This window comes from Microcoleus sp. PH2017_12_PCY_D_A, assembly GCF_020738565.1.
In the GTDB taxonomy this organism is placed as follows: Bacteria; Cyanobacteriota; Cyanobacteriia; order Cyanobacteriales; family Microcoleaceae; genus Microcoleus.
The window spans coordinates 1-10,890 of sequence record NZ_JAEQCI010000153.1; the positions used below are offsets into that span (position 1 = coordinate 1).

Genomic DNA, 10,890 nt, shown 5'->3' on the forward strand with positions numbered 1-10,890 from the left:
CTACAAGCCTGGTTCGTAGTCAGGACTTTAGTCCTTCTTTTTTGCGGACTGAAGTCCTCACTACAAGCCTGGTTCGTAGTCAGGACTTTAGTCCTTCTTGGTTGCGGACTGAAGTCCTCAGCGTTGACTAATGACTAATGACTGCTGACTACTGACTACTGACTGCTGACCAACTGATTTTCCTGGCGCAGGTAAGCTTGAATAAACGGCTCTAATTCGCCGTTCATCACATCTAAGACGGCGGTGGTTTCCACGCCAGTCCGCAAATCCTTGACCATTTGATAGGGGTGAAACACGTAGTTGCGAATTTGGTTGCCCCAAGCTGCCTCTACCATGTCGCCGCGAATCTCGGCAATTTCGGCGGCGCGCTGTTCCCTAGCAACCACCAACAGCCTAGCTTTGAGTAAGGCGAGAGCTTTTTCTTTATTTTGCAACTGACTGCGTTCTTCGGTACAGCGGACAGCCAAACCAGTCGGAAGGTGAACGATGCGGACAGCCGTTTCTACCTTGTTAACATTTTGTCCGCCCTTGCCGCCTGCGCGAGAAGTCGTGACTTCCAAATCTTTTTCTGGAATATCCAGTTTAACGGATCGATCGAGCACCGGCATCACTTCAACGCCCGCAAAACTGGTTTGACGCTTGTCATTAGCGTTAAAAGGCGAAATTCTCACCAAACGGTGAGTACCTTTTTCCGACCTCATGTAGCCGTAGGCGTAGCGGCCGACAATTTCCAAAGACGCAGATTTCACGCCTGCTTCCTCTCCCTCAGAAATCTCGGTTAAATGTACTTTGTAACCCTGACTTTCTCCCCAGCGGGTGTACATCCGCAGCAGCATTTCGGCCCAATCTTGAGCATCTGTACCCCCCGCCCCGGCGTTAATTGTCAAAACGGCGCCGCCTTCATCGTAGGGGCCGGAGAGTAATTGTTGAAGTTCCCACTGGTCGAGTTCGCGGGTTAATTGGGAAAGACTCGATGAGGCTTCTTGGAACAGGGACTCGTCTGCGTCTAACTCCAGCAGTTCTAAAATAGCTCTAGCGTCTTCTAGGCTAGTCTGCCAGCCGTGGTATTGGTCTAAATGAGATTTGAAGTCATTCAGTTCTTGGAGGGTTCCTTGAGCTTGTTCTTGGTCGTCCCAGAATGCCGGTTGGGCGCAGATTTGCTCTAAATCTTGGATTTTGGCTGTGAGTGCGGGGATGTCAAAGATAGTCCTGGGTGGTACCCAGTCGATCGGACAAAGTTTCGATATTGTGTTTGATGTCTAGAACTTCCACCGTGAGTTCTCCTGGTTGTGGGGTGTATTTTGAGTTTAGCTGAAATTTTGCTCTAAATGTGCAAATCAATGTTTCAGATTGGCGAGCCCTATTGGATGCCAGAAGTTGGACTGGGCCTAGGGCGCTCCGGGCAACTTATTGGGGGCATCGAGCAAGAAATTCTGGTTTGGTACGACGAGTCGGGAAATATCTATCCCCTGCCGGATGTAGTGGCGGGGCAGATGCGCGAGGAGTTGAGGGTAGAAAGACAGCGAGCCGATCGCCTAGCTGAGTATTTGCGATCGCAAGGTATCGATCCCGATAACCTGCCTGAACCGTGACGTGAAAATAAAAAACCGCAGCTCGATCGAGCCGCGGTTTTTTTTAAGCTAAACTTTCAATGATTAATCGCGGCCGTTGAGAGCAATCATCAGGCGCAGGATGAAGATGAACAAGTTGATGTAAGTAAGATACATCGACAAAGCGGCGGGCAAATACTGATCGTCGCGGTAGGTGCGGGGTAAGATGTAAAAATCGACGATCGCAGCGCCGGCAAATATAAACACACCAATACCAGAAATGCCAATTTCCAACCAAGTTGGGGCGTAGACGCCGAAGAGAGAGAGCAGAAATTGACCGCCCACAACGACTAACAAAGCAATGACACCTAAACTGATAGTCTTGGTGAGGGCCATGCCGTCTTGTTCGGAAAGGTTCGAGCCAATTTGGCGGGCGGCGATGAAAGTAATGCCGCAGCCTAGCGCTGCGAAACCGATGCCGCCGATGCCGACGCCTTGGGTTCTGAGGGCTACAAACACCAATCCGCTGAGGGTGTAGCCGGAAAGCAGGCTGTAGGTGGCCAGCAGGGGCAAGGCGGTGTTTTTGTTGTTTTGTTCGGCGGCGGCGCTGGCGACGAAGAATAAGATTAATTCTAGGACGATCGCGCCAATAAACGTGGGAAAGAAGATTCCCGGATAGTTGCGGATGACTCCGAGGCCGCCGTAGGTGCCGACTGCAGTTAAGACAAGTCCGCCGCCCACGAAGGGCAGGGCGTTAGCGATGACGTTGGGGCCAACCAGGGCGTGGTTTTTGGCCTCGCGCACGGCTTCGCGGAAGTTGCTGGTGTTACTCACGAGGATTTTACCTAATTTGGGCTGAGATTTGCTATCTATATTTTGACAGCTTTACAGTTTGTTGACAAAACCTGAAATAGTTTAAAGATTTGATAAAGAACGGGGGTGAGATCGCTTCCTACCTGGAAGTGATTGTTTATAATCAACGGCGTACAAGTAAATCTCCACCCTGCGGTCGTTGTCTGGGGACGATCTATGAAACCGTTGTCGGTCGTCGTAGAGCTATAATTGAGGTTAAAGTACCGGTGCTATTGGCGGCGGTGGGCAACCTCAAAGTCGATCGCCTCGCAAATACATAGCTGAAGTTAATCAATTTGGAATTTGGGATTTGCTATTTGGGATTGAGGAGTTTATGATTGAGTCAGGGACTCCAGTTGATTTTAGGTTTTTGATTGGTGAGTTAGTTGAAACTAAAGCCCGGAAATCAGAATCATCTCAAATATAAAATAAATCTGAAATTTTCCAGCGGTTGGGTGGGTTGCGAAAGTGGTCTAGACAGGGTATCTAAAGCAAATTAATCGTGAAAGTATTTAGTTCGATCGACAAAATGCCAAACAGGTAATCTCTAATGCCCACCTTTTTTGCTCGCAAATTATTGCCACCTGCCGCCGGAATTCTATTGGCGGCAACCACCGTTATTTCTGGCCCTCAAGCTGCCCTTGCAGCTAAGGTCAGTGCCGTTTCTACTGCCGCTTCACCGCAGGGTTCAGAACATTTGCTGCTGGCTCAGACCGGTCAATCCCCCCAAGCTACAATTTTACCGATCCCGAACCGGGGAACGGTAAACCGGGCGGCTGGGCCGGTGAAGATTCCTGAGCCTTCAATGCTGGCGGGATTGGGTTTAGTTGCCGGTTCGCTGGTGATGACTCGCCGGAGAGCGAGAGTTAAACAGGAGAGTTTTGGCAAAAATCAAAGTTTTTGATTGTTAAGAGCAGATGGAACACAGGCAAGATGCTTGTGCCACAATTTAGGACACAGGCAAGATGCCTGTGCCACAATTTAGGACACAGGCAAGATGCCTGTGCCACAATTTAGGCTAGTAAATCTCGATTTAAGGATTTTAGCCGATCGCATCGCGCAGAGCATTTTTAGTCATAGCTGCGATCGACTGTTCGGAAGCTTTCGGCAAATGATAGTATTTCCCGCCAGAAGTCTTAGCCAACTCCTTCGCAAAGCCCGTCGAAATAAACTTGCTCTCGGTATCAATCACCAGCAACTGCATTCCCAAACCGCGAATTTTGGCAGCAATTTCCAACAATTCCTGCTTAATATCAGGCTTTTCGCCATCTAAAATCGGTTCGCCCAAAGAACGGGCCAAAGGAATATTACCGCGTCCGTCAGTAATAGCAACAATCGCCACTTGACCGATATCTCCAGACTGCCGCGCGTTGACTCCCACGCGCACGGCTTGCGTCAAACCGTGGGCGAGGGGCGAACCGCCACCGCAGGGTAGCCGTTCCAAACGCTTGCGGGCCAAGGCTATCGAGCGAGTCGGGGGTAGCAATACCTCTGCTTGTTCTCCGCGAAAGGGAATCAGCGCCACTTGGTCGCGGCTTTGATAAGCTTCGGTGAGTAGCTGCATGACAGCACCTTTAGCCGACTGCATCCGGTTGAGGGCCATCGAACCCGAAGCATCCACGACAAAGACGACTAGAGCTCCAGCTTTTCTCGCCAAGCGCTTCGCCCGAATGTCTCCCTGTTCCACAAATACGCGGCGCCCACTCGCATCTTGCCCCCCCTTGGTAAGGGGGGGTTGACTCGCATCTTGCCCCCCCTTGGTAAGGGGGGGTTGACTCGCCTCTTGCCCCCCCTTGGTAAGGGGGGGTTGGGGGGGGTTAGAATTCCTGTCGCGGCGGGCTTTTTGGTAGGGTGCGGCGGCGCGGAGAGTCGCGTCAACAGCGATGCGGCGCACGGGGCCTTTGGGCAATACAGGCTTGACGTAGCGGCCTCTATCTTCAGAAAAAATGGTGCTTCTGCTGCCGGATTTGCCTTGGCGGTTGGCATTTTGCGCGAAAAACAGCACGTCGGGGTCGAGAATTACGCCTTCGGGGTCGAAGAGAAATTCTTCGGGAATGTTAGTCTCTTCTTGTTCTTCTGGCGGTTCGTCTTCTTTGTCTTCTTCTTCCTCGTCTTCTTCTTGTTCTTGTTCCGATTGTTCTGGGGGTGGCGGTGGCGGGGGAGGAGGAGGAGGGTTTTCGTCTGGGGGAGTTTGGACGGTGGTGGCGCGGGGTACGATGACGAGTTCTACGGCGCGGCGAAGGTCTTCGGCGTTAACTTCTGTGCGTCCCTCGATGGCGGCGGCGGCTTTGGCGACTCGGACTGCAAACAGTTCGGCGCGGTGTCCTTGAACTGCGCCGCGGATGGCTTCTTCTACTAGGTAGGCGATTTGTTCGCGTTTAATGGTGACATCTTTGAGCCATTCTCTGGCGAGGATGATTTGGGTTTTGAGGTTGTCGGTGTCTTCGGCGTATTGGTTGAGAAATTCTTGGGGGGAACTGGAGTAGGATAAAGCTTGTTCTACTGCATGGACTCTTTCTTCTAACTCGAGTGCTGCGTCGGCGGAAAGGACGATCGCGATTCGATCGAGCAAATGTTCTCTGAGGGGGCCTTCTTCGGGGTTGTAGGTGGCGATAAATAGAGGTTTGCAGGGGTGTTGGAAGCTAATGCCTTCGCGCTCTATTTGGTTGCGACCTTCGGTTAATACTGTTAGCAGTTGGTTGGCGATGTTGTCGTCGAGGAGGTTAATTTCGTCTACATAAAGTACGCCTCGATTTGCTTGGGCCAAGAGTCCGGGTTGAAATACGGTTTGACCGAATTTTACTGATTGTTCAACATCGACTGAACCTAAGAGTCTGTCTTCGGTGACTCCCAAGGGAATTTGTACGAATGGTGTGGGAATTATTTCAGTAACTTGGGAATTCTCTCCCTCGAACGGTAGCGTTTCAGATGCGGTGAATCCCGTTTCTACAAGATTTGTTTCCTCTTGACGAGTGGGCTCGGCGTTGCAGAATGAATCTTTAATTACTTCAATGGGCGGCAGCAGGGAGTGTAGGGCTCTAGCCATGACTGATTTGGCTGTGCCGCGACGACCGGCGATCGCGACTCCTCCCAATCCCGGATCGATTGCTGCCAACAGCAGCGCTAATTTAATCGCTTCTTGCCCAACAACGGCTGTTAGGGGAAAGGCTGTTAGGGTGGGCGGTGCGTAGGGGGCAGGCATTTAAATCGTCTTTGCTCGAACAGGCTTTGATAATTTAATCATACTGCGTTGAGCGGGCGATCGCATTTCTGGCAACCGAGTTTTTTCAACCAACAGCTACGACCGACAAAAAATATTAACAATTGTATAGATATTAGACTTGCATCTTGTCGCGCTTAAATCTAGAAGATAAAATCATCCCATAATTTAACCAAAAAGTAAACTGTGAAACCATTAATCACAATTGGTCTGATAGCGCTAATTGGTACGATCGCTTTTTTGATATGGCAAGATTCCCAGAACACTGAGGGCATAGACAGAAATTTGTTACAGGCTGTTAAAGGAAATAAATCTCTGGCCAAACGACTGCTGGCTAATGCGAGAGATCGGTATCCCGGCAAGTCGGAGAGATGGTACGCCGAGAAAGTAATTTATGATTTGGAGAGAGACGGTGCTGGCAGTGGCGGGCGCAGAGGTGGTTACAGTATAAATAAAAGAGAACTTCGAGAAAACATTTTCCTGGCTGGCGCTGTTGTCTGGTTAATTAGCTCAGTCTCATCTCTAATCGATGGCTTGTTTAGAAGATAGCAGACTGGTGAAAGTTGTGAGTTTTGAGTGCTCTGTTTGAAATCAAGAACTTTATTTAAATCCCAAGTCGCCTGGTGGCTGGTTCACTCAAAGGTGATATTTTTGTTTCCGAGATTTACTAAAAACAGCTCTTATTTGCCCTAAAATTTCAATTTTAAAATTCCACTGAAAAAGTTTAAATTACTGCTTGCAAGGTTTTGACTTCCAGTGGCAGAATCACGGTAAAAGTTGAGCCGACTCCGATTTCGGATACTAGCTCGATTTTGCCTTGCAGCAGTTTTACCAGCCGCGATACTATGGCTAATCCCAAACCGGTGCTGTCGGGGGAAAAGTGCTGTTTGCCGGCTTCTGAGGCTTGAAAGAATGGCTCAAAGATGCGGTTGGTATGTGCGGGAGCGATGCCGATGCCGGTATCTGCAATTGCGATCGCCCAATTTGCATCGACCGCACGGCAGTAACTTAATTCAATGCTACCAGATTCTGTATAGCGAATGGCATTGCTCAGCAGGTTGGTGACAATTTGTTGCAGCCGCTGAGAGTCGGCGATTACTTGCGTGGGGGCGCAGTCGCTGGTAACACCGAGCTTTAATCCTTTAGCGTCAGCCATTGGCTGCATCATTTCTACTACGGCGTTAATTAGCGATCGTACATTAGTTTGCCGCAGGTGAAGTTTAATTTTTCCGGCATCGGCGCGAGAAAGTTCTAATGTGTAGTTAATCAGGCGCAGCAACTGTCTGCCGTTTCGCAATACTCGCTCGATGTGTTCGATGCCTGGGAGGGTATCTTTGATTTCGGATTGCCATTTTTCTTGGCGCAAAAACAGTTCGGAATAACCGATAATTGAGTTGAGGGGAGTTTTGAGTTCGTGAGCTAAATGGTAGAGGTTTTCTTTGTTGACGCTGACGAGGCGAGAGAGTTCTTGATTGTTGAGTTCTAACTGAGTTTGGATTTGTTGAAGTTCCTGCATCCTCTGAGCGACGTAGCTATCGAAACACTGGGCAATTGCTTCGTCTACTACGGCATCTATGAGCCGAAAAGCTCTGAATACGTCGGCGGTGGTTCCTGCTAGCAATTCTGCTTCTAAGTGGGAGAATATTACTTGACGCAATAAATGATACTCTCGGGCTACTTCTGTGGCATCGTAGCCTTGTTCTGCTCGCAGAAATCCGTGGTCTAAACTGGCTTCAATTATTGCTTTTATGTCGCTGTTTTGAGATTGTGAAAGCACTGTGGCCATCGCCGCCAACAGGTGAGGTATGTGATTTTGGAGCGCAGAGTGCGGTAAGGCGTCAGCGCTTTCTATTGAACGATCCAAGCGTACTGCTTCAATCCAGTTTTTGAGGATAGTATCGGTTTTGTCGGCGAGCAGTTGGCTGTAGTCCATGATGTCTGCGTGGGGGTGAAGTGTGGCAGAGATTGCCCATGCTTCATTGTAGTTGAACGATCGCCCGATCGCCATACCAAACTTTGGGCGATCGCGAGCCTGCCAAAAGAAGTAGTTTCGATCTAATTTTTCCTTTGACCGCAACTCTCTCTATGAATACATTCCAGCTTGGTGCTGCCAAAAAGAGCACTTAAACTTATTGACATAATAGCCATAAAGTAGTAGGATTCCTCAAGCCGAGAGGTTGTAATTTTTAAGTTTTATTTTTGTCAGGGGACTAAATGGAAAACGTGCAAGCTGCGATCGCTGCGGCCACATTTATCGGTGTAGTTTTCTTAATAATTACAGAATGGATACACCTCACAGTAGCGGCCTTTCTGGGAGCGCTGATTCTGATTTTCACCCACGTAATGACCTTAAACAATGCGATCGAATATATCGGTCGCAGTCACGGAACGCTGGGCTTGTTTTTCGGAGTTATGGTCATGGTGAGAGCATTTGAGCCGACCAAAGTATTCGACTACTTGGCAACTCAAATGGTGCTTTTAGCAAAAGGCAAAGGCAAAAATCTCTTGCTGGGAATTGTCGGGATTACTACGCCAATTTGTGCAGTTCTACCCAACGCCACGACAGTCATGCTGCTAGCACCCTTAATTCCGCCAATGGCAGAAGAAGTCGGTGTAGATTTTGTACCGCTGCTGATTTTAATGGTATTTGTGGCAAACAGTTCGGGACTGCTGACAATCGTGGGAGATCCGGCGACATTCATAGTCGGCGATGCGATTAACATGAGCTTTACAGATTACCTGTTAAAGTTAAGTTTGGGCGGGGCGATCGCCGTAGCAGTCATCTTAGTGATTTTGCCGTGGCTGTTCCCAGAAATATGGCACAAAGAATTGGATAATTTGGATAATTTGCCGCACCCAAAAATCAATCACCCGCGAGTGTTAGCAGCGGGTGGCTTAATTATAGCTTTCGTGCTGACATTTTTTGTAGTGGGAGAGTCGTTGCCCGTGCCAATTTCACCGGCAGCCGTTGCTTTGTTGGGAGCAGGTTTGGCAATGCTTTTAGCTCACCACAGCAAAATTGATTCTGTTAACAATATATTGCGGGATTTAGATTGGAGCACGCTGCTATTTTTCATGTCGATATTTGTGCTGATTGGCGGTTTGGAAAAAACCGGAGTCATCGCTGGAATGTCTGGAATTTTAGCAGCTATTTTAGGTAAAAATATCTTTTTGGGTTCTTTAGCTTTGTTGTTTTTTGTGGGTTTGATGTCGAGCGTAGTGCCAAATATTCCGCTGGTAGTGGCGATGGTACCGCTGCTAAAACAATATGTTGTGAATATCGGACTCGCACCGACAGATGTGCTGGCGCCGGATTTTGCAGGGCAGTTTCCACCTGCTGTGCTGCCGCTATTTTATGCGATGATGTACGGAGCAACTTTAGGCGGAAATGGCACTTTGGTAGGAGCTTCTTCTAATATTGTGGCGGCGGGAATTTCTGAGCTGCACGGGCGCCGGATTTCTTTTCAAACTTTTCTGCGTTACGGGCTTCCTGTGATGGCTTTGCAATTGGTGGCTGCGGCTATTTATGTAACTGTTCGGTTTCTGGTTTGAAGAAGTCATCAGTCAGCAGTCATCAGTCATGAGTTATTGGTTGTAATATTTTTCCAAATTTCTACAACAGTATTTGTAGGTGTGTCGCTCGCTCTATAAATCCCTAAATTTAATCGATTGTTTGGGGCGAGCGACGCACCTTTCACATGGAGTTGAGCAAACAAGGCCAAAAAATGTTGTTTAGCACTACTTTTTATAAATGGCATTATTAGTTATAGCGGTTCTCAAAAAAGTGAGGTATGCCCTATGCCCTATGCCCTATGCCCTATTCCCTATGCCCTATGCCCAGTCGTACCTCATCTTTCTGAGAAAGGCTATATCAGTTATCAGTCATTAGTTATCAGTCATTACTTTTGTGGTTCAAGTTTTCAGCTTCCCCGCCAACATCTACTCCTAAAGAAGTATGGACAAGAGGAGATGATCGTGCTAAGTTAAATGAAATTGGCTTAAAAAGTCAAGCCTAATCCAGTGTAGCGCGATAAAAAAAAGCGTGGGGCTGGAGCGGAGGAACCAATTTTCGGGGCGAATCCCTACAGAATTAAAGAGCCAAGTTAAAAATTGCCAAATTAAAAAAATTGAGTGTAATTTTTAATATTTAATTATGTATGGAAGGACATCTCTCAGTCCTAGCCCGTCAGCTAACTTCGCAGGCATTGAGAAGAGACTGAAGAGTCAACTTGTCTTCTATAGATAGTTTGACTTCGTCAGTGTCTCCGGTTGGTATTGTTCAAGATTCTTGTACCTGCCCTGACTCTGAGGAGAATTAAATGTTAATAGAACTTAATTTAGGTGCGATCGCAATTGCAGGAGTTGCAGGGTGGAAACGAGCAAAACCCGCTGTCATCCGAGATGCAGTTTTGTTCCCTGCTGTGGGTTTTTTGGGAATTCTTGGCCTGTGGTGGATTGTTGCGAGCTTCAAAAGCGATTTAATTCCCACCCCCTATCAAGCGTTAATCGCTAATTTAGATTACATATTGCATCCATTTTATCGGCGCGGGCCCGGAGATTTAGGCATTGGCTGGCTGCTGCTAGCGAGCTTGCGGCGGGTGTTGCTGGGATTTTTGCTGGGTGCTGCTGTGGCGATTCCCGTGGGATTTCTGATCGGGATGTCGAAACCGGCAATGATGGCGCTCAATCCGCTGATTCAAATCTTCAAACCGGTGTCGCCGCTGGCTTGGCTGCCGATCGCTCTATCGATTTTTAATTTAGCAGATCCGTCGGCAATTTTTGTCATATTTATCACGTCTTTGTGGCCGACAATTATCAACACGGCTTTGGGAGTTTCTAGCGTTTCCAAGGATTATTTGGATGTGGCGCGAGTGTTGGAAATGCCGCGCTGGAGGCGGATTACCAAGATAATTTTGCCTGCGAGTTTGCCCTACATTTTTACAGGTTTGCGGATTAGTTTGGGGATTGCGTGGCTGGTGATTGTGGCGGTGGAAATGCTAACTGGTGGTGTAGGAATTGGCTTTTTTGTGTGGGATGAGTGGAGCCGTTTGAATCTGAGTTCGGTATTTTTAGCGGTGTTTGTAATTGGCTTAACTGGTTTGCTGCTCGATTGGGCTGTTGGCAAAGTTCAAGAAATGGTAACGCACCGATCGGTTAAGAATTAGCAGTCAGCAAGGTTCGTAGTGCGGACTTAAGTCCGCTCCGATCTTGCGGACTTAAGTCCGCACTACAAACCTTCAATTCTAAAACCTAAAATCTAAAAACTAA

General features: G+C 48.3%; 10 protein-coding genes and 1 riboswitch. Of the genes, 6 read left to right on the plus strand and 4 right to left on the minus strand.

The genetic code is table 11. The annotated features are described in order from the left end of the window. Nucleotides 1-155: 155 nt before the first annotated feature. Nucleotides 156-1,272 (minus strand): peptide chain release factor 2 gene (prfB, locus tag JGK39_RS29860; protein ID WP_293298500.1). Its coding sequence is split into 2 segments (ribosomal slippage): nucleotides 156-1,199 and nucleotides 1,201-1,272, totalling 1,116 coding nucleotides; the frame shifts between segments, so codons are not numbered across the junction. 95 nt (nucleotides 1,273-1,367) lie between these two features. On the opposite strand from prfB, the gene JGK39_RS29865 reads away from it, so the two are divergent. Then, nucleotides 1,368-1,592, plus strand: coding sequence for a hypothetical protein (locus JGK39_RS29865; protein WP_293258453.1), 225 nt, complete (start codon nucleotides 1,368-1,370; stop codon nucleotides 1,590-1,592). 63 nt (nucleotides 1,593-1,655) lie between these two features. On the opposite strand, the gene JGK39_RS29870 is transcribed toward JGK39_RS29865, so the two are convergent. After that, nucleotides 1,656-2,384 (minus strand): Bax inhibitor-1 family protein, encoded by a 729-nt coding sequence (locus JGK39_RS29870; protein ID WP_293258451.1) that lies wholly within the window; start codon nucleotides 2,382-2,384, stop codon nucleotides 1,656-1,658. An 89-nt stretch (nucleotides 2,385-2,473) separates the two neighbouring features. Between JGK39_RS29870 and JGK39_RS29875 the strand changes: the two genes are divergently transcribed. Together JGK39_RS29875 and JGK39_RS29880 are read left to right on the plus strand one after the other, a co-directional pair. Beyond that, entirely contained in the window at nucleotides 2,474-2,683 is a 210-nt protein-coding gene (locus JGK39_RS29875; RefSeq protein WP_293258449.1) for a hypothetical protein, read from the plus strand. A gap of 269 nt (nucleotides 2,684-2,952) precedes the next feature. Next, a complete protein-coding gene (locus JGK39_RS29880; protein ID WP_293258447.1) occupies nucleotides 2,953-3,306 on the plus strand; it encodes a PEP-CTERM sorting domain-containing protein in 354 nt (117 codons plus the stop codon). Between the two features lie 138 nt (nucleotides 3,307-3,444). Here JGK39_RS29880 and JGK39_RS29885 read toward each other — a convergent pair whose 3' ends face one another. Next, nucleotides 3,445-5,604, minus strand: coding sequence for a VWA domain-containing protein (locus JGK39_RS29885; protein WP_293258445.1), 2,160 nt, complete (start codon nucleotides 5,602-5,604; stop codon nucleotides 3,445-3,447). A gap of 204 nt (nucleotides 5,605-5,808) precedes the next feature. On the opposite strand from JGK39_RS29885, the gene JGK39_RS29890 reads away from it, so the two are divergent. Continuing rightward, nucleotides 5,809-6,171: a hypothetical protein gene (locus tag JGK39_RS29890; protein WP_293258443.1), complete on the plus strand. Its 363-nt coding sequence runs from the start codon at nucleotides 5,809-5,811 to the stop codon at nucleotides 6,169-6,171. 175 nt (nucleotides 6,172-6,346) lie between these two features. Here the strand turns inward: JGK39_RS29890 and JGK39_RS29895 are convergent, their stop codons facing one another. After that, a complete protein-coding gene (locus tag JGK39_RS29895) occupies nucleotides 6,347-7,699 on the minus strand; it encodes a HAMP domain-containing sensor histidine kinase (RefSeq protein ID WP_366049395.1) in 1,353 nt (450 codons plus the stop codon). Nucleotides 7,700-7,836: 137 nt separating this feature from the next. On the opposite strand from JGK39_RS29895, the gene JGK39_RS29900 reads away from it, so the two are divergent. Then, nucleotides 7,837-9,174 carry an ArsB/NhaD family transporter gene (locus JGK39_RS29900; RefSeq protein WP_293258441.1) on the plus strand — a complete coding sequence of 446 codons (1,338 nt, stop codon included), beginning with the start codon at nucleotides 7,837-7,839 and terminating at the stop codon, nucleotides 9,172-9,174. Nucleotides 9,175-9,621: 447 nt separating this feature from the next. Beyond that, nucleotides 9,622-9,842: riboswitch (cyclic di-AMP (ydaO/yuaA leader) on the plus strand. 99 nt (nucleotides 9,843-9,941) lie between these two features. Then, the gene (gene ntrB / locus JGK39_RS29905) at nucleotides 9,942-10,787 is read left to right on the plus strand and encodes a nitrate ABC transporter permease (RefSeq protein ID WP_293258439.1); all 846 of its coding nucleotides are present in this window, start codon (nucleotides 9,942-9,944) and stop codon (nucleotides 10,785-10,787) included. The last annotated feature ends 103 nt before the right edge of the window (nucleotides 10,788-10,890 follow it).